Origin of the sequence: Paratissierella segnis, assembly GCF_014385195.1 — a bacterium.
Classification (GTDB): Bacteria; Bacillota; Clostridia; order Tissierellales; family Tissierellaceae; genus Paratissierella; species Paratissierella segnis.
Window position 1 is genome coordinate 1 of sequence record NZ_JACRTG010000023.1, and the last position, 21,643, is coordinate 21,643.

Below are 21,643 nucleotides of genomic sequence, written 5' to 3' on the forward strand. Positions count from 1 at the left end.
ACGCTAGTGAAGAATCCCATGTTAGTATGTATTAAAGAGATAGTAGAGATCCTTCGTTTGCACTCAGGATGACATCAGCAGTAAATTTGAGGTCAATGAATGCAGAATAATTCCTGCTTACGTCATTCTGAACGTTAGTGAAGAATCCCATTTCAGTATTTGTTAAAAGAGATAGTAGAGATCCTTCGTTTGCACTCAGGATGACATCAGCAGTAAATTCGGGTCTATAAAGGCAGCATAATTCCTGCTTGCGTCATTCTGAACGCTAGTGAAGAATCCCATGTTAGTATGTATTAAAGAGATAGTAGAGATCCTTCGTTTGCACTCAGGATGACATCAGCAGTAAATTCGGGTCTATAAAGGCAGCATAATTCCTGCTTGCGTCATTCTGAACGCAGTGAAGAATCCCATTTCAGTATTTGTTAAAAAAGATGGTAGAGATCCTTTGTTTGCACTCAGGATGACATCAGCAGTAAATTCGGGTCTATAAAGGCAGAATAATTCCTGCTTGTGTCATTCTGAACGCTAGTGAAGAATCCCATTTTAGTATTTGTTAAAAGAGATAGTAGAGATCCTTCGTTTGCACTCAGGATGACATCAGCAGTAAATTTGGGGTCAATGAATGCAGAATAATTTCTGCTTGCGTCATTCTGAACGCTAGTGAAGAATCCCATTTCAGTATGAATAAGAGGGGAATTATATGTACTATGTATATATTCTTACAAATAAAACTAATAACGTACTTTATACTGGAGTAACTCACAATTTAGTCAAAAGAGTATATGAACATAAAAATAAAATTACAAAGGGATTTACTAGTAAATATAATGTCAATAAATTGGTGTATTATGAAGCTATAGATGAAATAATTGTAGCTATAGAAAGAGAAAAAGAAATAAAAGGGTGGATAAGAGAACGAAAGATTGAGTTAGTTAGGAGTAAAAATCCTAAATGGAACGATTTATATGATGAAATATGTAGATGAGAGATCCTTCGTTTGCACTCAGGGTGACATCAGCAGTGATTAATGGTCTTTAATTATCAACTCTTAGCTCTTAACTATCTTTTAATTGTGAATTGAATCAAAGAAGGTGTTTTATGATAAAAGAAGTAATAGTTGTAGAAGGAAAAGATGATATAACCGCCGTAAAGATGGCTGTGGATGCAGAAGTTATCGCAACAAATGGCTTCGGTTATGGCAATAGGCTCATAAAAACGCTAAAATCCTTATCCGAAAGAAGAGGGGTCATCATTTTAACCGACCCGGATTATGAAGGTGAACGGATTAGGCGGGATCTATCAAAGAAATTAACAAATGTAAAGCATGCATTTTTACCACAAGGAAAAGCTCTTAAAAAAGGGGATATCGGAGTTGAAAACGCGACCAAAGAAGATATACTCGAAGCAATCAGTAAATCAAGACCTGAGTTTATACAAGCTGAAATCTTATTTACCAAAGAAGATTTAGTAGAATTTGGGTTATCAGGCGGTGAAGGCGCAAAAGAAAAAAGAGAAAAGTTGGGTGTTATATTGGGTATAGGATATTGCAATTCGAAACAATTTTTAAATCGGCTCAACAATCTTGGAGTATCAAGAGAAGAATTTATCAAGGCAATCGAAAGGGTAATGTGAATGGAAGATAGAAGACTTTATTCTCCCAAATATGTAAAGGAAATAATAAACAAATATGATTTCAATTTTTCTAAAAGCCTTGGACAAAATTTTCTCATCGATGGAAATATAGTAAGAAAGATAGTAAATAAGGCAAATATCACAAGGGATGATTATGTTCTTGAAATAGGACCGGGAATAGGGACTTTGACGGAAGAACTTTCAATGAATGCAAAGAAGGTAATAGCAGTCGAATTGGATAAAAACCTATTGCCCATACTGGATGAAACCTTAAAAAGCTATGATAACATTGAGATAATTCATGGAGATATCTTGAAAATAGATTTAGAGAAGCTTGCAGAAGAAAAGTTTGAAGATAAAAATATAAAGGTAGTGGCTAATTTACCCTATTATGTAACAACCCCCATTGTAGCAAAACTATTGGAAAAAAATTTGAATCTTGACTCAATAATCGTAATGGTTCAAAAAGAGGTTGCTGAACGCATGGCCGCAACCCCCGGTAGTAAAGAATATGGTTCTTTGTCCGTATTTGTTAATTTTTACAGTAATCCCAAAATAATTCTCAAAGCGCCAAAAACAGTTTTTATGCCGCAGCCGAAGATAGATTCAAGTGTAATCAAGTTGGACATAAAAAAAGAATTGCCTGAAGTAGACAGGGAACAGTTTTTTAAAGTTGTCAGAGCATCTTTTTCCAAGAGGAGGAAAACCATAATAAATTCATTGTCATCATACGGATTCAATTTGGATAAAGAAGCCTTTAAAAAGGCTCTTGAGGAGGCGGAAATACCGCAAGATACAAGGGCGGAAAATATTTCTGTTGAAGATTTTATCAAACTTAGTAAAATATTACCTCCATTAGACATATAATTATATAAAAGTTTAATAGGGGGTTTTTTTATGTCTAGAAGTTTAGGATATATTAGGAAGTTCATCATATTTAAAAAAGACTATTCTAATATGCATATGTTTAATTCTGTAGGGCACGGAAAGATAGAGATGAAAGGATTAAAGGGGAACGTCACAATAAACATTGAAAATGCAGAACCTGACAGCTTTTACAATATAGCATTTGTAGATAAGAAAAAGTCCGAGATCATCGGAAAAATATATACTGAAGAAAATGGCAGCGGCAAAGCTGAAATAGTTTGCAATTTAAAAGACTTAGAGCCAAAGGGCTTTCCATCAGAGAAAATTAATGGTATCCTTATATTTAGAGATACAAATATTCTATTAGGGGGGTATATAATAAAAGAAGACAATTCCATTGAAGAATTTATAGAAAATATGCCAAAAAAAGAACTCCAAGTTAAAAAAATAGAAGCAGAAAAAGCAGAAGAGAAAAAGAAAATCGAAGAAGTACAAGAAGTACAGGTAGAGGCAGCAGAAGTTACCTATCAAGAAAAAGAACTTCCGCCATCGGAAATAGATTCTGAAGAAAGCGGTTCAGAAGAAAATGATTCTGAAAAACATGATTTTGGGGAATATATTCCGGAGGAATATGTCGAGGAAGAGTTTCCCTCTGATGAGCCTATAGGTATGGTACCCGCTGTAGAATCAATACCGGAAGAAGTATTGACTCCCAATACTTCAAATTATCAAGAAGGGGTTTCTATTACAAATCTTGCTAGTTCAACTACCTATGGATATGATAATATAGAAATGACCCGTAAGATATCTCAAAAAAAACAAACAACAGATTATATTCTAAATATATTGAGATATTTTCCATATATTGAACCATTTAAATTTGAATTATACGGCTACAATTGGTGGAAAATAAATTTTGAAGACGGCGAGGACCCACGAGGATTTTTGCCATATTTTAGTTTACTTATTGGCGGTGAAAAGAAAAATAATATAGTAAATGATCATCATATAACAGCCATGGATTTAATGAAAAAATATGAACACTATATATTTGGACTTTATAATGTAAATGATGAGGTAAAATTTTATGTATATGGCGTTCCGGGGACTTTTAACAAAGACGAACATCCTCATAGAGGAATAACAGGATTTAATACATGGTTTGAAGGAAATGATATGGATGGATATTGGTTATTGTATATTGACCCACTAAATGGGAAGGTAATCTATCCGGCTAATCCAATGATACCGACCAATTAACTTGAATGGAGGGGAAAAAATGCGAAAGGATACTGAAGATAAATATATTTGTCCAAGTCATGCTACGGAAGAATCTCAGCTAGATGGTATTAAATGTTGTTTAGAAAAGGAAAAAGATATTGAATTTTTATCCACTACTTTCAAAGCAATGTCCGATCCAACGAGGCTAAAAATCATATATGCTTTATCCAAATCTTCCCTGTGCGTATGCGATATTGCATCTATATTGGACATGACTCAGTCAGCCATATCCCATCATCTTAGAATATTGAGGGACTTAAATTTGGTAAAGTCAAAAAGAGAAGGAAAACTTGTAATATACTCATTAGATGACGAACATGTTTTAGGGATCTTAGAATTGGGCTTAGTCCATGCAAAACATAGGTAGTGAATGACAATAGGTAATAAGTAATAGGTAATAGATAAACATGGTGACAATTCACAGTTCACAATTCACAGTTCACAATTCACAATTGAAAGAAAAGTGAAAAACTAAGAGTGAAGAGTTACTTGGCCATTCTTTGGGGAATTGTGAATTGAACTATGATTAATATATTATCTTATTGGGTATTTTAATGTTATAAAACAATTGACAAATATACCCGCACGGGGTATACTAAAAACAGAAAATAAATTAGGGGGTTTTACAAATGGCTGAAATAACAATCTATACAAGCAATACTTGCCCGTATTGTACATTAGCAAAAAATTATCTAAATGAAAAAGGATTATCATATAATGAGAAAAATGTTCAAACAGATAAGGATGCAAGAAAAGAACTCATGGCAATGGGACATATGGGTGTACCGGTTTTAATAATCAATGGAGAAGAAATAGTAGGCTTTGATCAAGAGAAAATTGATTCATTATTAGACCAATAAGATAAGTAGGGGATGGTAAAAACCATCCCTTAAATTATTTATTCAATTCAACCATAAGATTATTCAAATCCAAACCATGTACCATGGCGGCTTCTTCCAAACTTTCCATTTGACTTGCAGGGCAACCTACACAGCCCATTCCAAATCTCATAAGAATTTCAATAGCTTCGGGTTTTTTTCTGATGATTTCACCAATAAGCATATCCTTTGAAATTTCCATGTTTTTCATTCCTCCTAAACAATTCTTACTAATATAGTAGCATATCTATTAAAAAAATACTAGTACCAATAATTATCTTTATTTCAAAATATTTTTAGCAGTTTTGTATAAAAATATCTCATTCTGGAAATGATGTTGTCAGGAGGTGAAACAAATGGATAACAACGATAGAAATAAAGATAATGACAGAGTAAGAAATACTGATAGACAAAAAAATGATGATTTCAGTATAGGCGAAATGCTACTAAGAATTTTGGTTACAGCAATAGTAGTAGCAATAGCTGCTTACTTCACACCTGGATTTACCATAAACAATATCTGGAGCTTGTTATTAGCAGCTGTGGTAATTGGGGTTCTTGATCACTTGATTCAAAAGTTTACGGGAGTAAATGCATCCCCATTTGGAAGGGGACTATCGGGATTCCTGGTGGCTGCAATCATACTTTATGTTACCAAATTTATAGTACCGGGATTTAATATATCTATCTGGGGAGCTATAATTGGCGCTCTTGTAATAGGTGTAGTAGATGCAATAATCCCGGGAAAAGCAATGTAACACCAAGCTTTAAGTAAGAATGACATAATTGGGAAAATAGCTCTCTGAACCGTATTTAATGGTAAGGTACGGTTCAGACGATAAAATTGTTTCCTTTTAATGCCCTTAGAATATAATATATTCTGAGGGTTTTTAAATTTGTGGGCAATTGTGTATTCTTAAAAAGCAGAGATCCTTCGTTTCACTCAAGGATGACGTAAGCAGTAATCTTGGGTTTATAGAGGCAGAATAATCACTGCAGGTTGCCACGGTAGACACGGTTGGACGCCGGTTCAGCAAGTTTATAGAGGCAGAATAATCACTGCAGGATGTCATTCTGAACGCTAGTGAAGAATCTCCTCTTTTCAGCTCCTAAAGCTCGACCCAAGTGACTCTTACTCTTTAGTTATTTGCAGGACGACCCAAGGGTCGATTGTGCATTGTGAATTATGAATTGAACTACTGTTTAACAATACCCTATAAGGGTATAAAATATTCAAAAGGAGGTAATAAGTATGATAATAGATATAACAGATACTGCAAAAGCAGAATTGAAAAATGTTATTGAAAGAAAAAAGACCGATAAACCCTTAAGAATTTTTGTTGCAGGCTATGGCTGAGGCGGCCCTTCATTTGGGTTGGCTCTGGATGAGCTAAAAACAGGAGATGAACAGATACAAGTGGATAACTTTACATTCTTAGTAGAAGACGCACTACATGAAAATTATGGAAAGTTTACGGTAGACTATAGTAACGATTGGTTGAGAAGGGGTTTTACAATAATACCTGATAGAGGCGGCGCAAGCTGTTAAGAAGATAAGCAAATGCTTATCTTTTTTGATATATACCAAATTTTTGTGTTATAATAAGGAATGTAGAAAATTCAAAAATAATGAAAGGAGTTGGGATTATGGATTCGGGTCCTTTGCCCGGTTGTTTAGAGGACAAAAATATAGAGGAAAGGTATAGAACCATAAGCCCTACTCATGTGATATGGTTCTTGCCTACAATTTAATATTTTGATTTAAAAAAGGAGGTAGAACCATGGATCAAACAAAGGTTTTAGAATTAATCCAACAAAAAAAGTATGTAGAATTAAAAAAGGTATTATCCGAAATGAATGAAGTAGACATAGCGGAAATACTTGACCCTTTGGATAAAAATACTACCTTGCTAGTTTTTAGAATGTTGCCAAAGGATTTAGCAGTTGATGTTTTTGCACATTTTTCTTCAGAACAGCAAAGGGATATAATCAATGCTGTAACTGATAAAGAGTTGGAATATATACTTGATGAACTGTTTTTCGATGATATGATTGACCTAATTGAAGAAATGCCTGCCAATGTAGTCAATAAGATACTAAAAAATTCTACTCATGATGAAAGAGATCTCATAAATCAATTCTTAAAATATCCGGAAGATTCCGCCGGCAGTATAATGACAATCGAATATGTGGAATTAAGAAAAACAATGACGGTAAAAGAAGCATTGGCACATATTAAAGAAGTAGGACTAAATAGGGAAACAATATATACCTGTTATGTAACTGATAAAAACAGAAGATTAGAAGGCATAGTATCTCTTAGAACGTTGGTTGTATCCCCGGAAGATGAAGTGCTTATTGATTTGATGGAAACAGATGTTATATTTGTAAGTACTCATGATGACCAAGAAACAGTGGCAGGAGTATTCAAAAAATATGGGTTTTTAGCTTTACCGGTAGTAGATGCAGAAAATAGACTTACAGGAATCATAACTGTTGACGATATTATGGACGTAATGGAACAAGAGGCAACCGAAGACTTCCAGAGGATGGCAGCAATGGCTCCGTCAGAAGAAGCATATCTTGAAACAAGTGTATTTAAATTAGCAAGACATAGAATCAATTGGCTGTTAATACTTATGATTTCAGCTACATTTACCGGTGGAATTATGGCAAAATATGAAAATGTATTGCAATCAGTCGTAGTATTATCAATATTTATTCCAATGCTGATGGATACAGGGGGAAATGCAGGCAGTCAATCCTCCACCCTTATAATACGCGGACTTGCAACAGGTGAAATCACACTACATGATGGTTGGAAAGTATTGTGGAAAGAATTTAGAATCAGTTTGATGGTGGGTATTACATTGGCAGTGGTTAATTTTGCAAAGACTATGCTTTATGATAAGGTAGGAGTATTGATTTCTCTAACAGTATCATTGACATTGATAGTGACTGTAGTTTCTTCTAAGTTGGTAGGAGGAATGCTTCCGATATTGGCAAAGAAACTAAATATAGACCCTGCTATTATGGCAGGACCTTTAATTACAACTATAGTTGATGCATTGAGTTTGATGGTTTATTTTACAATAGCCTCAAGGATATTGCACATATAGAGATGGAAATCCCCCGTTAAAAAATTAATTTTAAAAATATTTTAAAATTCTAATTGACATCAGTAAATGGTTTGTAGTATAATATTTTATTCGCTTGACAAAAATGTCTTTTAGTGCTATACTTTGATATAGAGTGTCCCTAACACTCCTTCTGCCCCCGGGTATTGGGGAGATTTGCTATGGAAGGTGGTTTTCTTGGAGATGAATAGTGTAGCTAAGATTCGAAAGGATTTGGAGGGATGTATAGGCAAAAAGGTAATCTTAAAAGCCAACAAGGGTAGAAAAAAGACATCTGTTCGTGAGGGAATACTTGAATCTGCTTATCCCAATCTATTCGTAGTGCGTATCAGCAATCAATATGATAGTATCAGAAGGGTATCATATACTTATTCTGATGTTTTGACATCTACGGTAGAAGTGACGGTAATAGATGATATTGATAAAGAAATAAATGTATCATAGAAAAGACTGTACTTTTTTAGATTACTAAAAGAGTACAGTTATTTTTTTTGTCCTATCATAAAATTTATGCTCTTTACATATATATTTCCTAGGAGGATTAAGGAAAATTAGGGGGGAAAATATATGGCAATTGAGCTAATAAAGGAATCATTTAAAGTAGAAGAAAAGGTAGGAAAAAATGACATACAAACTCTTGTAGAACAAGAGATTTATCTAAGTGCGTCAAAACCTGATATAGAAAAGGTTCTCTGGGCGCAAGGGAAAGTTGATATTCTAAATACCAAACTAATTAATGATAAACTCATAATCAATGGATTAGCTAAATTCAATTTACTCTATAAAGCTGCAAATGAAGCAGGAGAAGTACATCTATTGGACTTAAATAAGGAATTTAAAGAAGAAATAGAGATTCCGGGTGTCAATGAAGAAATGTTAAGCAAAGTATATTCCAAGATAGAATATATAGAATGGGAAGCAGAAGATAGAAAACTATCCCTAAAAGCATTGGTATCTCTTTGGGGTGAAGTTGATGAAATCAAGACAATAACTGCAATCAAGGGAATTACAAATGATGATAAATTACAAACACTACAGGAAGAAATCAAATATAGGGAAATTGCAGGCAGGGAAATATCATATGCATTGGTTAAAGATACCATAAACCTTAGAGAAGACGAAAGCGAAATTGACGAAGTATTGGGGTTAAATCTCAATATAAAAGAAATAGAATCAATGGCAGTAGAAGATAGAATCATCACCTCCGCCGAAGTCAATTTCAACTTAATCTATTCTGGAGGAAACAGTGTGCATTCCAAAAAGGGAAATATACCATTCAATCACTTTATAGAAATGATTGGAGTTACCGAGAAATTAAAAGGAGAAGTAGAATTTGAAGTAGTTGAAGGCTCCTACGAAGTTATGGGCAATGATTTAGGAGAAAGGAAGTCAGTTGACTTAGAAATAAAAGTCAGAGTGATGGGTAAAGCCTATGAAGAAAAATCCAGAGAATTGATTATAGACTGTTATTCTACAACGGAAAATATTTTCTTGAAAAGAGAAGAATTGTTAATTAGCGAAAATCTAAAAGATATTACACATATGGAAAAGTTGAATTTGGAAGTTCCTGAAATCTATGCTCAGGATATCATAGAAACAATGGGTACGGCCAATTTATTGGAAGAGAAATATATTGATGATGGCATAGTAGTAGACGGTTATCTCACGGTAGAAGCACTATATATAGATAGATTAACAAATGAATTGAGCGTATATAAAGATGACTTCCCCTTTAGATCCGAAATTGATGAGATGATTTCCTATGATACCAATTATAACGTAGAAGTAAAACTGGACAGTATAGAAGGGGTTACAAGAAAAGATAGCTTGGAGATAGAAGGAAATATCCTAGTCAAAGTAAATTTAAGTAAAGAAAGAAAGATTTATTGTATTAATGAAATTCAAGAGACAGGAGAATTGATTAACAAAAAAGATAAACCGAGCATTACAATATATATAGCCCAAAAAGATGATAGCATGTGGGATATAGCCAAAAGATACAATACTACAATAGATGAAATAATAACCTCCAATAATCTTACTTCAAATGAAATTTCTACGGGAGATAAAATTATCATAGAGAAAAAAGTGGATAGTATAAGCATATAATTTAAAATATGGTATAATATAAGGGTTAAATTTGTGAACCAAAGGAGATGTAAGATGAAAGAATTAATTATGGAATCCTATGGGAAGATTAATTTAGCCCTTGACGTATTATACAAAAGAGACGATGGATATCACGAAATAAATAGCGTAATGCAGCAAATAGATCTTAAAGATATACTTATTTTTTCTGATCATGAATCAGGTATAATAATAGAATCAGACGATAAAGAGATGCCTCTTAATAATAGCAACCTTATCTATAAAGCATGGGAAAGATTGAAAAATATAACAGGTATCCATAAGGGAATACGAGTAAGGGTAGACAAAAAAATACCTATAGCAGCAGGACTTGCCGGGGGCAGCTCCAACGGAGCAACAACACTAAAAGCGCTTAATATCCTTTGGGATTTGGACCTATCCTTAGAGGAATTGATGGCGATAGGAAAGCCTTTGGGAGCAGATATACCATTTTGTATAATGGGTGGTACTGCAAAGGCACAAGGCATTGGAGAAAAATTGTCCAAGCTTAAACCATTTAAGGGAAAATACATTCTTTTAGCCAATCCAGGTTTTGGCATAACCTCGGGTTATGCTTATAGTAAATTAAGGTTTAATGATGAAAGGCTGGATATCGATGGACTTATAACATATATGGAGGAAGATAATCTAGAATTAGTAGCAAAGCAAATGAGAAACATAATGGAGAAGCCAATGGTAGAAGAATATCCGATAATTCAAGAAATAAAGGATATAATGTTAAATCACGGTGCCTTGGGTGCATTGATGAGCGGCAGCGGAGCTACAGTATTTGGATTATTCGACGATGAAGAAAGATTATTATTTACAGAAAAGAAGTTGAAGCAAAACTTTGATAAAGTATACAGTTGCTTAACAATCTAAATTTAGATTTATGTAATATCCACACGCCAAACCATTCAAGTAGACTAACAATCCTATTCTTGGATGGCTTAAAGACTGAAAGCACAACAAAAATCCGGAGATCCTTCGATTTATACTCAGGATGACGTAAGCAGTAAATTCGGGTCAATAAAGACAGTATAATCACTGCAGGATGTCATTCTTGAGTGCTAGCGAAGAATCTGGGTTTTAAAGACCCCAAAGCTCGACCTTAGCAATTGTGAACTGTGAATTGTGAATTGTGAATTGTGAATTGCCACGTATAACCACCCCACTTTTTGGAGAATATATATCCAGAAGGTGGGGTTTTTTATGGAAAAATTGACAAAGGACCTAAAAGAAAATGTTCAATATTTTAAAGGATTATTCAAAGACTGTGACGATATACTCTTCAGAGAAATAGAAATCGGTGATGAACACAAGGTAAAAATCATTGCCATATTTGTCGATGGAATGGCAAATAAAGAATTTGTATCAGATTCCGCAATTCAGTCCCTATTTTGGAAAGACGATCTAAATCATATACCTGTAGACGAAACTTATGAATTATTTTTTAATAGAATTTTCAAGGAAGCAATCGCTTCCGCTGAATTAAAAAAAGAAGATAAAATTGAAACAATCATTGACAATATTTTGTCAGGAGACACTGCTTTATTGGTTGAAAACATGGATAAATGTATCGTAATAGGCTCTAGAGATGGTCCCAGCAGAAGTATCGAAGAACCAAAGACAGAAACTGTAATCCGCGGTCCCAGAGATGGATTTAATGAAATAATGAAATTTAATTTAGCCTTGGTAAGAAGAAGAATAAAAGACCCTAAATTTAAAGTCAAATTCAAACAAGTAGGAAGGAGATCGAGGACTACAGTAGCAGTCCTTTATATTGATGATATAGTTGATAAAAAATTATTAGATGAAGTAAAAAAAAGATTAGACAATGTGGATATAGATGCAGTATTGGACTCTGCAATACTTGAAAATCTGATTGAAGATAATTATTTGAGTCCTTTTCCTCAAGTAGAAAACACCGAAAGACCTGATTCCGTAGCCGCAGCTCTATATGAAGGCAGGGTAGGACTGATAGTGGACAATTCACCTTTTGCATTGATTGTACCGGCTACAATGGGGACACTTATTCAGTCATCTGAGGATTATTATGAAAGATGGTCTCAAACCACCATAATTAGGATAATTAGAATAATTGCCATGTTTTTATCATTTACAGCGCCGGCACTATATATTGCAATTACAGCATATCATCCCGGGCTTCTCCCGACCAAATTGATTTATTTCCTGGCAGCAAGCAGGATAAACGTACCGTTTCCATCAGTTGTAGAAGCTATACTTATGGAATTGACCATGGAGTTGCTGCGTGAAGCAGGTACAAGGGTATCAGGTCCTATCGGCTCCACTATAGGTATAGTAGGAGGGTTGATAATAGGGCAGGCAGCAGTAGATGCAGGTATCGTAAGTCCATTGATGATAATCATAGTAGCAGTGACCACCATATCAACATTTGCCATACCTTCCTATGAAATGGCAACAGGATTTAGAACAGTCAGATTTACTTTCATAGCATTGGCCGGAGTACTCGGATTATATGGAGTAGTATTGGGAATCATAGTGCTTTTAAGTCACTTTATTATACTGTCTAGTTTTGGAATACCCTTTACATCTCCGTTTTCAGGGCTTGGAATAGAAGAAGGTGATTTGAAAGACACCTTGGTAAAAGCGCCTATACAGAGATTGTGGCTTCGCCCTGGGTTTACAAATCCAAAGAATAAACGTAGGATGAGGGGGCACAAAAAATGAACAAGGATCCAAAGGTATCTAACATTCAAATAAGAGGACTGATAGTTTCCACTGTTATCGGAGTTGGTGTATTATCACTGCCAAATACCCTAACTATGACAATGGGCAATAAAGGCTGGGTTACCATTATTTTAGCAGGGATATTGATTATACCGATTTTATATATCATTAACTATATATTCAAAATAAATCCGGGCAAGGATTTCTTTCAAATTGGGGAAGAAACATTTGGTAAAATAATATTTAAAATCATTCTTATAATAATGATGGCTTATTTCATAGATTTTTGTGCTTATGTAGTAAGGAGCTTAGGGGAGTTGGTAGAAGCATTCTTATTGCCTACCACTCCCATAGAAGTTATTGTTTTATCTTTTATATTGGCTACGTCTTATTTAGCTACTCACGAGATTGATGTAATCACCAGAGGAGGATATTTTCTTTACCCCATCATTTTACTTTTTGCCGGTATAGTAATATTGATATCTATACCTGAGGCCGACTTTAGTAATTTATTGCCGCTTAATAATATTGATTATAGCCAGATACCGAGGGGATTGTTGGATTCGTTTGTTAGCTTTGCAGGATTTGAAATGATATTGTTTGCCCTTCCTTATGTTGAAAATGGCAAAGACTCAACCTTCAAATCATCCGTTTATGCAATGGCTATGATAACTGCCATCTATGTATTAACCTATGTGGTTTGCATAGCCCATTTTAGTGTAGAACAATTGGGGAGGCAGCTGTTTCCGGTTCTTCAACTAGTAAAACAAGTGGATTTGCCGGGATTTTTTCTTGAAAATTTAGACGGACTTATCATGGCTTTATGGGTGCTGGTAGTTGCTTCAACATTTATTCCGGCTTATTTTGCAGCGGGAAAGGTGATTTCAAAGATATTTAATCTAAAAAGTCACAAGTATATTATTTTAATTTTGATTCCTATAATCTATTTTTTGGCATTATACCCACGAGATATATTGCAGATTAATAAAATACTTTTAAAACCTTTCAATATTTTGGGTTTAATGACAGGAGTTATATTGCCGCTATTATTTCTAATCGTTATCTTAATAAAAAAGAAGGTGAAGAAGTGAAGAAGGCATTATTGTTCTTAATTATATTTTCCATTCTATTTACAACAGGTTGCTGGGATATGGTCGAGATAAATGAGAGAATATATCCATATGCAGTTGGTATTGATGTCAACAATGCTGAAAGCAGCGAAGGTGATTCATATATGGTGACTTTTTCATATCCCAATATTTTTTCCATGGGAGAAAATGCCACACAGGAAGAAACAATATATGCAGTATTATCAACGGGGAGCAGTTTGTTTGATGCTGCCCAAAATCTAACAAGCAACCTTCAGTACCCTATTTACAACAAACATCTAAAGGTATTAGTGCTATCAGATGCTGTTGCAAGAAATCCAAAAAATGTACTGGGAATAATAGACGGATTGAATAGAGATTATGTAATCAATAAAATGATTCAACTGGTTGTGACCCCAAAAACAGCTGAGGAGCTTATATTTGGGAAACTAAAAGCTAAGAGACAAAGAACGACGGAGGGTGTGCTGTATAGCATACTAATCAATAGGCAAAATACATCTATGTTTACGCCAAAGACCTTAGCTAATTTCATAGATGATATGGACAGAACCGGCGTCAGCACTCTGCCTATGGCAAGTATGGTAGAAGACTATGTAGATATTGCAGGGGCAGGTATTTTTAAAAATTATCAGCTAATTGGCTACATTGATGCTAAAGAAAATGAGGGAATTGCAATGTTGAATAACAGGATTAGGGCTACCGGGATAGATGCAACCTATAATGGAACAGATCTTTCAATATTAGCAACGAATATTAAGACAAAGAAAAAATTAATAGACGCGGAAAATTTAAAAGTTGAATTTTTGGTAAAAATTGAGGGACAGGTACATGAATTCACTTTGCCTCAAGGGAATTATACAGGAATTGATACTGAAGAAATGCTGCATGACATGGAAGAAGCAGTAGAAAATGAAGTTAAGATGAATATTGTAAATACACTGGAAATATTGCAAAAAGAATATCAGGCAGATGCCATATATTTATCTGATTATCTGGAGAAATATCATCCAAACGTATGGAAACAGGTAAAGGACAATTGGGATGAAGTCTTTTTAGAAGCAGAACTGGAAGTAGATGTAGAAGTGGTTATAGAAAGAAGAGGACTCACAAAATAAAGGTAATAGGTAATAAGTAATAGGTAAAAACATTGTGAATTGTGAATTGTATAAGGTCAGTATAATTACTGCAGAAGTGTCATTCTGAGCCGGGCAGTATTAACTTAACTGTCGAAGAATCTCCGGTCTTAATTGTGCATTGTGAACTGTGAATTGACACCAAAGGTGTCATTCTGAACGCTAGTGAAGAATCCCATGTCAGTATTTATTAAAAAGATAGTAGAGATCCTTCGCTTTACTCACCCTTAGAATGCAAAGGGTACACGGCAGGATGACATCAGCATTGATCATTCTGTATAAGATGGACCCCATGGGTCAGACCCTATAGCTCGACCCCAGCAATTGTGAACTGTGCATTGTGCATTGTGAATTGAAAATAGATGTATTATTTTCTATTATTTGGCAAGAATTATCATAAGGGGGTATTAAAATGAAATACAAAAAATTAATGATAATTCTTGCCGCAATAATCTTTATCTTTATATATACTATCAATCCTTATTTAGAGGACAAGGTCTTATACAAAAATCCATATGAAGATAAAATAATTCGGTTCCATATCAGAGCAAACAGCGATAAGGAATCAGACCAAGCATTGAAGTTAAAAATAAGAGACAAAATTTTAGAGACAATGGGAGATAAATTTAAGGACACAGAAACTATAGAAGAAAGTAGAATCGTAATTCAACAAAACATCGAAGAAATAAGAAATATTGCCTTGGAAGTTATAAAGGGGGAAGGACTTGATTATGATGTCAAAGTAAGTTTAGGCATTGACGACTTCCCAATTCGAAGGTATGGCAATATGATATTTCCTCAAGGGGAATATGAGACGCTTTTAGTAACCATAGGAGAGGGACAGGGACAAAACTGGTGGTGTGTCATGTTTCCCCCTCTGTGCTTTGTGGATATAACCCATTCAGTAGCCTATGACATAGATGACGAAAACATGGGGGAATTTATAATAGATGAAAATGAACCCCCGAAATTGAAATCAAAGATAGCCGAATTGATAAAGAAACACAAAAAATAAAGCTTTTTGTTTTTTACTTTCATGTATAAATTTCTTCTTTTTACAAAAAATAAGAAAAATACTGGAAGGAGGATAACAAATTGAGAAAATTCACCACTATAACAATAGTATTGACACTATTGTTTTTAAGTTTTATTCAATTTTATGAACCGAAGAAAAATAGCGAAACAGCTACCTTTAATATGTTTATGGCAATACCTCTATATTGGGGATCACAAGGTAACGAAGTCAGAACCGTTCAAGATAAATTGTTAAGATGGGGTTATTATGATGGGTATGTAGACGGTATCTTTGGAGCCAGAACCTATAGAGCAGTAAGACGTTTCCAAGAGAGAAACGGTTTAAATGTAGATGGAGTAGTAGGTACTAGTACAGCACAAGCATTGGGAATGGCATCAGCAGCCTCAGGATCATCAACCCAAGGAATAAATAGAGCCGGAGATGAATATTTACTGGCAAGAGCTATACATGGAGAAGCAAGAGGGGAACCATACGTGGGGAAAGTAGCAGTAGGTGCAGTAGTTCTAAATAGAGTAAAAGCTCCCCAATTCCCTAATACCATAGCGGGAGTCATATATCAGCCATTAGCATTCACAGCAGTAGCTGACGGGCAAATCAACCTGACCCCTAATAAGGATTCGTTAAATGCAGCAAGAGATGCATTAAATGGTTGGGATCCTACCTATGGATGCCTTTACTATTGGAATCCGGCAACCGCAACAAGTAAATGGATTTGGTCTAGAAAAGTAACTTTAAAAATCGGTAAGCACTGGTTTGGAATATAAACGCAGTGAATAGTGAATAGTGAACAGTGAATAACAGCGAAGCTGTCATTCTGAACGCCAGTGAAGAATCCCATTTTTTTCACCCTATAGCTCGACCCTAACAATTGTGAATTGTGAACTGTGAATTGTTAAGAGCAGTATAATCACTGCTCGTGTCATTCTGAACGCCAGTGAAGAATCCCATCTTTTTCACCCTATAGCTCGACCCAAGGGTCGATTGTGAATTGAGATAAGCTGTGAATTTAAATAAGGAGGTTAACATGGACAATAAAAGACGTCATTGGATTGCCCCGACAGTATTAAGCCTTTTATTAATAGTAGCATTGATTTGGGGATACAATCAAAACATTCAAAAAAAGCAATTGCAAACATCATTAGAGAATCATTATCAAAGATTATTTTATGATATAAAAAAGCATACGGAAAATGTTCAGGTATCTTTATCAAAAGCATTGCTGGCAACAACCAAAGAAAGAAATGTAATGAACTTTACACAAATAGTCAGCGAAGCAAATTCTGCGCAAGATAAACTCAATCAGCTGCCTATACAACACGCAGATAATAATAAAATAAGTAAATTTTTGACTCAGGCATCAGACTATGCCAATTATCTTATCGACAGACATTTGGCAGGAGAAGATATAACCGATGAGCAAAGAGAAGCATTACGAGGATTGCAGATGAATTCAGCAACCTTCAACGGAGAACTGGCCAATCTGCACCAAAGCTTAATGGAATCAAACTTCATGGTAGGAATGGGTCAGGGTATAGATGAAGCAAATGAAAATGTTTTATCTACCAGCTTAGTATCCTTGGATAAGCAAATAGGGAAATCACCTGAACTGATATATGATGGACCGTTTTCAGATCAGATCTTGAACAAAAAGCCTGTAGGCCTAAGTGGATCACAAGTGGATATAAATCAGGCACAACAAGCAGCAGTAGACTTCTTTGGAAGAAACAGAGTAGCGGGAATAGAAGCATTTGAACAAGGTGAAAATGCAGATGATTTAAGAATACCATCCTATACCTTCAACCTATATCCCAGCAATCAGCAAAAGGATTTTGCTGTATATATGGGAGTAGCAAAACAGGGTGGAACAGTACTTTGGATGGAAAATCCAAGGCCCGCAGTCAATAAAACATTGACTGTAGAACAAGGTCAGGAAAAGGCATTGGAATATTTAAGAAATAAAGGATTTGGAAGTATGGAGCCCAACTACTCCTTGCAATATGATGGAATAGTATTGTATAATTTCGTATACAAACAAGATGACGTAACCATATATCCTGATTTAGTAAAGGTAAAAGTTGCATTGGATAATGGTGAGATAGTCGGCTTTGATGCTTCCCCCTATTATTTAAATCATCAGGAAAGAAATTTTGGGAGACCTGAAATAGATGTAGACACTGCCAGAGAGAGAGTAAAAACCGATTTCGATATAGATTCAGTAAGACTTAGCCTTATTCCAAAGGGAGTAAATGAGATATTGTGCTATGAATTTAAAGGGAAATATGGGGATGCAGACTTCATAGTGTATATCAATGCTAAAAATGGAGCAGAAGAACAAATACTGCAATTGATTCAAAATGAAAACGGTACATTGACATTTTAACGAATTAATGGGAAAATAAAAGTAGATGAGAAGTAAAAATATAGTGAACAATAAAAATGATAGATGAGAGTTAAGAAGAGGGCGAAAGTTATCTTTCGCCCAAAATTCGGCTCTAGCCGCCGAATTTTAAGCAGCAAAAATTTGAACTGTGAATTGTTAAGAGCAGTATAACCACTGCTCGTGTCATTCTGAACGCCAGTGAAGAATCCCATCTTTTTCACCCAAAAGTTCGACCCTAACAATTGTGAATTGTGAACTGTGAATTGTGAACTGTGAATTGTGAATTGTACATTGTGAATTGTTAAGAGCAGTATAATCACTGCTCGTGTCATCCTGAGTCGGACAGTATAAACTTGACTATCGAAGGATCTCCTCTTTTAAGACCCAAAAGTTCGACCCTAACAACTGTGAATTGTGAACTGTGAATTGTGAATTGAATTACATTGTGAATTGTGAACTGTGAATTGTGAATTGAATTACATTGTGCATTGTGAATTAAATTAAGTCATGAATTGTAAAGGAGGTAATAAAAATAAAAAATTTATTTTTCAAAGAACACATATTACAAATCATGGACAATCTGGAAGAAGGCATACATATCATAGACCATACCGGCAAAATCGTTTACTACAATAATTCCGCAGAACAAATTGATGGAATAGATAAAGAAAAGGCCATAGGAAAGCATCTGTTGGCAATCTATCCATCCTTAACAGACGAAACAAGCACTCTCATGACTGTAATGGATACAGGTATATCAATATATAAAAAAGAGCAAAATTTTATAAACTATAAGGGCGAAAAAATCAGCACAATAAATACATCAATACCATTAAAAAATGAAGATAAAATTCTTGGAGCAGTGGAAATATCAAAAGATATAACCAATGTAAGAGAAATGTCCGAAAAAATCGTGGATTTACAAAGTAAGTTATACAGTGGAAAAAATAAAAAGCATACCTCAAGATCCAACGAATACGCAAAGTTCAACTTTAGAGATATTGTCAGTGAAAATAAGGAAATGATTAGATTAAAAGCATTGGCAAGACGAGCAGCAGAAGGAGATGCGTCTATACTTATTTATGGAGATACAGGTACGGGAAAAGAATTGTTTGTTCATTCAATACACAATGGAAGCAAAAGAAGACACAACCCATTTATCACTCAAAACTGTGCAGCATTGCCGGCAAGCCTTCTGGAAGGAATTTTGTTTGGAACCGCAAAAGGAGGCTTTACAGGTGCAGAGGATAGACAAGGGCTTTTTGAATTGGCAGATGGCGGAACATTATTTTTAGATGAAATCAACTCTATGCCCTTGGAGCTTCAATCAAAATTATTGCGGGTATTGCAAGACGGAAACATAAGAAGAGTAGGAGATACTAAAACAGTCGATGTCGATGTAAGGATAATCACAGCTACAAATATTCCGCCTGAAATAGCCATAGAGCATAAACTTTTAAGAAAAGATTTATATTATAGACTTAGTGTAGTAAACTTTGAAATTCCTCCTTTAAGGGATAGAGTTGATGATATCCCTATTTTAGCGGATTATTTTATCAACAAATTCAATGTAAAATTAAATAAAAACATAGAAGGCATATCCGATGATGTATTGAAATTATTTGAGAATTACCCATGGGAAGGTAATGTTCGAGAACTGGAAAATACAATCGAAGGAATAATGCATATATATGATATATCAACGATTGAAGTAGAGCATATACCGACTAAAATAATAAAAAATCAAATAAAAAGAACAAATATAAAGGAAAATTCACTCAATAAAATTTTAGAAGAAACCGAAAGGAATTTGATTCTGGAAGCATTGAAAGAAACAGGAAACAATATTACCCATGCAGCAGAATTACTCCAAATCCCTCGTCAAACATTACAGTATAGGATTTTAAAGCATAAGCTTTAAAATCAGTGAACAGTGAACTGTCTTTTCGATTGTGAATTGTGAATTGTGAATTGTTAAGGGCAGTATAATCCCTGCAGGATGTCATCCTGAGTATAGCAGTATAAACTTTACTATCGAAGGACCTCCTCTTTTAAGACCTTATACTCGACCTTAATAATTGTGAATTGTGAACTGTGAATTGTGAACTGTGAATTGTGAACTGTGAATTCTAATTCTGTTCACTGTTACTTGTTAACTGACAGGCCTGCCTATTTTTCGGCACTAAAACCTTTTCCTATCAACTTTTTCTATTCAAACCCTATCAAATAGCAACTTAAAATAAAAATTCCTCCTTGGCATAAAATTTGCAATATATTATTTATACAAATAAAGGAGGAATTTTGCCTATGAAAAAAGGAAGCCCATATGGCACTCATCGCGTATTAGATCCACTTGGAGTACTACCACAACCTGCAATCAAGCTGGACAATAACATGGAGATATATGCCAACGAAATATTAATAGATGTGCAAACGTTAAACATCGATTCTGCAAGCTTTACCCAAATAAGAAAAGAAGCCAATGACAATATTGACGAAATCAAAAATACAATAATGTCTATTGTAGCCGGAAGGGGGAAGCACCACAATCCCGTAACCGGATCAGGAGGAATGCTGATAGGTACAGTAGAGAAAATCGGTGAAGATTTGATAGGAAAAGCTCCGCTAAAAGTCGGAGATAAAATTGCGACCTTAGTGTCCCTTTCACTAACACCTTTGAGAATAGACAATATAATAGAAATAAGAAAAGATGTAGACCAAGTTGATATTGAAGGCAAAGCAATATTGTTTGAATCGGGAATATATGCAGTTTTACCTAATGACATGCCGGAAAACTTGGCATTATCCGTACTTGATGTAGCAGGTGCGCCGGCACAAACGGCAAAGCTGGTAAAACCCGGAGATACCGTTGTAGTATTGGGAGGTACAGGCAAATCTGGGATGCTATGTCTATACGAAGCCCAAAAAAGAGCCGGAATCACAGGCAAGATAATTTGTATAGGCTCACGGCAATCAACTCTTAAACGAGTCAAAGATGCAAATTTAGCGGATTATTATATAAAAGCAGATGCAACAAATGCAGTTGAGATTTTAGAAAAAGTAAAGAAAATCACCAAGGGCGAAATGGCAGATATAGTAATAAATGTAGTCAATATACCGAACACAGAGATGTCAAGCATATTGGTCACAAAGGATGGAGGGACAATATACTTCTTCAGCATGGCTACAAGCTTTACAAAAGCAGCCTTGGGAGCGGAAGGTGTAGGGAAAGATATAAATATGATAATAGGAAATGGATATACTAAAGACCATGCGGAAATAGCACTAAATATAATGAGAGAATCGGAAACCCTACGCAATATCTTTACAAACCTATATGCATAATCACTG

General features: G+C 34.9%; 21 protein-coding genes. 20 read left to right on the forward strand and 1 reads right to left on the reverse strand.

The window, feature by feature from the left end; all coding sequences use genetic code 11:
• The first annotated feature begins 700 nt into the window (after nucleotides 1-700).
• The 6 genes from H8707_RS10050 to H8707_RS10075 all read left to right on the forward strand — a co-directional run bounded on the left by H8707_RS10050 (nucleotide 701) and on the right by H8707_RS10075 (nucleotide 4,640).
• Nucleotides 701-985 (forward strand): GIY-YIG nuclease family protein, encoded by a 285-nt coding sequence (locus H8707_RS10050; protein ID WP_262430012.1) that lies wholly within the window; start codon nucleotides 701-703, stop codon nucleotides 983-985.
• A 113-nt stretch (nucleotides 986-1,098) separates the two neighbouring features.
• Nucleotides 1,099-1,632, forward strand: a complete 534-nt coding sequence (rnmV, locus tag H8707_RS10055; protein ID WP_262430013.1) for a ribonuclease M5 — start codon at nucleotides 1,099-1,101, stop codon at nucleotides 1,630-1,632.
• Nucleotides 1,633-2,499, forward strand: coding sequence for a 16S rRNA (adenine(1518)-N(6)/adenine(1519)-N(6))-dimethyltransferase RsmA (gene rsmA, locus H8707_RS10060; protein WP_262430014.1), 867 nt, complete (start codon nucleotides 1,633-1,635; stop codon nucleotides 2,497-2,499).
• A 30-nt stretch (nucleotides 2,500-2,529) separates the two neighbouring features.
• The gene (locus tag H8707_RS10065; protein ID WP_262430015.1) at nucleotides 2,530-3,759 is read left to right on the forward strand and encodes a hypothetical protein; all 1,230 of its coding nucleotides are present in this window, start codon (nucleotides 2,530-2,532) and stop codon (nucleotides 3,757-3,759) included.
• Between the two features lie 19 nt (nucleotides 3,760-3,778).
• Nucleotides 3,779-4,147 (forward strand): ArsR/SmtB family transcription factor, encoded by a 369-nt coding sequence (locus tag H8707_RS10070; RefSeq protein ID WP_262430016.1) that lies wholly within the window; start codon nucleotides 3,779-3,781, stop codon nucleotides 4,145-4,147.
• Between the two features lie 262 nt (nucleotides 4,148-4,409).
• On the forward strand, nucleotides 4,410-4,640 hold the full coding sequence (locus H8707_RS10075) for a glutaredoxin family protein (RefSeq protein WP_262430017.1): 231 nt from the start codon (nucleotides 4,410-4,412) through the stop codon (nucleotides 4,638-4,640).
• A 34-nt stretch (nucleotides 4,641-4,674) separates the two neighbouring features.
• Here H8707_RS10075 and H8707_RS10080 read toward each other — a convergent pair whose 3' ends face one another.
• A complete protein-coding gene (locus H8707_RS10080) occupies nucleotides 4,675-4,860 on the reverse strand; it encodes a DUF1858 domain-containing protein (protein ID WP_262430037.1) in 186 nt (61 codons plus the stop codon).
• 154 nt (nucleotides 4,861-5,014) lie between these two features.
• Between H8707_RS10080 and H8707_RS10085 the strand changes: the two genes are divergently transcribed.
• From H8707_RS10085 to kdd, 14 genes are all read left to right on the forward strand, one after another.
• Entirely contained in the window at nucleotides 5,015-5,416 is a 402-nt protein-coding gene (locus tag H8707_RS10085) for a phage holin family protein (RefSeq protein ID WP_262430018.1), read from the forward strand.
• Between the two features lie 494 nt (nucleotides 5,417-5,910).
• Nucleotides 5,911-6,207 (forward strand): iron-sulfur cluster biosynthesis family protein, encoded by a 297-nt coding sequence (locus H8707_RS15270; RefSeq protein ID WP_394354660.1) that lies wholly within the window; start codon nucleotides 5,911-5,913, stop codon nucleotides 6,205-6,207.
• A gap of 232 nt (nucleotides 6,208-6,439) precedes the next feature.
• The gene (gene mgtE, locus H8707_RS10095) at nucleotides 6,440-7,777 is read left to right on the forward strand and encodes a magnesium transporter (RefSeq protein ID WP_262430020.1); all 1,338 of its coding nucleotides are present in this window, start codon (nucleotides 6,440-6,442) and stop codon (nucleotides 7,775-7,777) included.
• Between the two features lie 201 nt (nucleotides 7,778-7,978).
• Nucleotides 7,979-8,239 (forward strand): Veg family protein, encoded by a 261-nt coding sequence (locus H8707_RS10100; RefSeq protein WP_262430038.1) that lies wholly within the window; start codon nucleotides 7,979-7,981, stop codon nucleotides 8,237-8,239.
• Between the two features lie 123 nt (nucleotides 8,240-8,362).
• Nucleotides 8,363-9,904, forward strand: coding sequence for a DUF3794 and LysM peptidoglycan-binding domain-containing protein (locus tag H8707_RS10105; RefSeq protein ID WP_262430021.1), 1,542 nt, complete (start codon nucleotides 8,363-8,365; stop codon nucleotides 9,902-9,904).
• A 54-nt stretch (nucleotides 9,905-9,958) separates the two neighbouring features.
• Entirely contained in the window at nucleotides 9,959-10,804 is an 846-nt protein-coding gene (gene ispE / locus H8707_RS10110; protein ID WP_262430022.1) for a 4-(cytidine 5'-diphospho)-2-C-methyl-D-erythritol kinase, read from the forward strand.
• A 330-nt stretch (nucleotides 10,805-11,134) separates the two neighbouring features.
• Entirely contained in the window at nucleotides 11,135-12,634 is a 1,500-nt protein-coding gene (locus tag H8707_RS10115; RefSeq protein WP_262430023.1) for a spore germination protein, read from the forward strand.
• A complete protein-coding gene (locus tag H8707_RS10120; RefSeq protein ID WP_262430024.1) occupies nucleotides 12,631-13,725 on the forward strand; it encodes a GerAB/ArcD/ProY family transporter in 1,095 nt (364 codons plus the stop codon). Before H8707_RS10115 ends, H8707_RS10120 begins: the two co-directional genes overlap by 4 nt.
• A complete protein-coding gene (locus tag H8707_RS10125; protein ID WP_262430025.1) occupies nucleotides 13,722-14,858 on the forward strand; it encodes a Ger(x)C family spore germination protein in 1,137 nt (378 codons plus the stop codon). The genes H8707_RS10120 and H8707_RS10125 overlap by 4 nt, the downstream gene beginning before the upstream one ends.
• 430 nt (nucleotides 14,859-15,288) lie before the next feature.
• Nucleotides 15,289-15,891 carry a stage II sporulation protein R gene (spoIIR, locus tag H8707_RS10130; protein WP_262430026.1) on the forward strand — a complete coding sequence of 201 codons (603 nt, stop codon included), beginning with the start codon at nucleotides 15,289-15,291 and terminating at the stop codon, nucleotides 15,889-15,891.
• An 80-nt stretch (nucleotides 15,892-15,971) separates the two neighbouring features.
• Complete coding sequence (gene sleB, locus H8707_RS10135; RefSeq protein WP_262430027.1) at nucleotides 15,972-16,676, forward strand: spore cortex-lytic enzyme; 705 nt, start codon at nucleotides 15,972-15,974, stop codon at nucleotides 16,674-16,676.
• 260 nt (nucleotides 16,677-16,936) lie between these two features.
• Nucleotides 16,937-18,292 (forward strand): germination protein YpeB, encoded by a 1,356-nt coding sequence (gene ypeB, locus H8707_RS10140; RefSeq protein ID WP_262430028.1) that lies wholly within the window; start codon nucleotides 16,937-16,939, stop codon nucleotides 18,290-18,292.
• 559 nt (nucleotides 18,293-18,851) lie between these two features.
• Complete coding sequence (locus tag H8707_RS10145; protein WP_262430039.1) at nucleotides 18,852-20,213, forward strand: sigma-54 interaction domain-containing protein; 1,362 nt, start codon at nucleotides 18,852-18,854, stop codon at nucleotides 20,211-20,213.
• A gap of 386 nt (nucleotides 20,214-20,599) precedes the next feature.
• Nucleotides 20,600-21,637, forward strand: coding sequence for an L-erythro-3,5-diaminohexanoate dehydrogenase (gene kdd / locus H8707_RS10150; protein ID WP_262430029.1), 1,038 nt, complete (start codon nucleotides 20,600-20,602; stop codon nucleotides 21,635-21,637).
• The last annotated feature ends 6 nt before the right edge of the window (nucleotides 21,638-21,643 follow it).

Bases quoted from the DNA above. Each gene is read 5' to 3' on its own strand.
- ypeB (WP_262430028.1), top strand. From the start codon at position 16,937: ATGGACAATAAAAGACGTCATTGGATTGCCCCGACAGTATTAAGCCTT.
- H8707_RS10070 (WP_262430016.1), top strand. From the start codon at position 3,779: ATGCGAAAGGATACTGAAGATAAATATATTTGTCCAAGTCATGCTACG.
- H8707_RS10080 (WP_262430037.1), bottom strand. From the start codon at position 4,860: ATGGAAATTTCAAAGGATATGCTTATTGGTGAAATCATCAGAAAAAAA.
- spoIIR (WP_262430026.1), top strand. From the start codon at position 15,289: ATGAAATACAAAAAATTAATGATAATTCTTGCCGCAATAATCTTTATC.
- H8707_RS10105 (WP_262430021.1), top strand. From the start codon at position 8,363: ATGGCAATTGAGCTAATAAAGGAATCATTTAAAGTAGAAGAAAAGGTA.
- rsmA (WP_262430014.1), top strand. From the start codon at position 1,633: ATGGAAGATAGAAGACTTTATTCTCCCAAATATGTAAAGGAAATAATA.
- kdd (WP_262430029.1), top strand. From the start codon at position 20,600: ATGAAAAAAGGAAGCCCATATGGCACTCATCGCGTATTAGATCCACTT.
- H8707_RS10050 (WP_262430012.1), top strand. From the start codon at position 701: ATGTACTATGTATATATTCTTACAAATAAAACTAATAACGTACTTTAT.
- H8707_RS10100 (WP_262430038.1), top strand. From the start codon at position 7,979: ATGAATAGTGTAGCTAAGATTCGAAAGGATTTGGAGGGATGTATAGGC.
- H8707_RS10075 (WP_262430017.1), top strand. From the start codon at position 4,410: ATGGCTGAAATAACAATCTATACAAGCAATACTTGCCCGTATTGTACA.
- ispE (WP_262430022.1), top strand. From the start codon at position 9,959: ATGAAAGAATTAATTATGGAATCCTATGGGAAGATTAATTTAGCCCTT.
- mgtE (WP_262430020.1), top strand. From the start codon at position 6,440: ATGGATCAAACAAAGGTTTTAGAATTAATCCAACAAAAAAAGTATGTA.
- H8707_RS10085 (WP_262430018.1), top strand. From the start codon at position 5,015: ATGGATAACAACGATAGAAATAAAGATAATGACAGAGTAAGAAATACT.
- rnmV (WP_262430013.1), top strand. From the start codon at position 1,099: ATGATAAAAGAAGTAATAGTTGTAGAAGGAAAAGATGATATAACCGCC.
- H8707_RS10120 (WP_262430024.1), top strand. From the start codon at position 12,631: ATGAACAAGGATCCAAAGGTATCTAACATTCAAATAAGAGGACTGATA.
- H8707_RS10115 (WP_262430023.1), top strand. From the start codon at position 11,135: ATGGAAAAATTGACAAAGGACCTAAAAGAAAATGTTCAATATTTTAAA.
- H8707_RS10065 (WP_262430015.1), top strand. From the start codon at position 2,530: ATGTCTAGAAGTTTAGGATATATTAGGAAGTTCATCATATTTAAAAAA.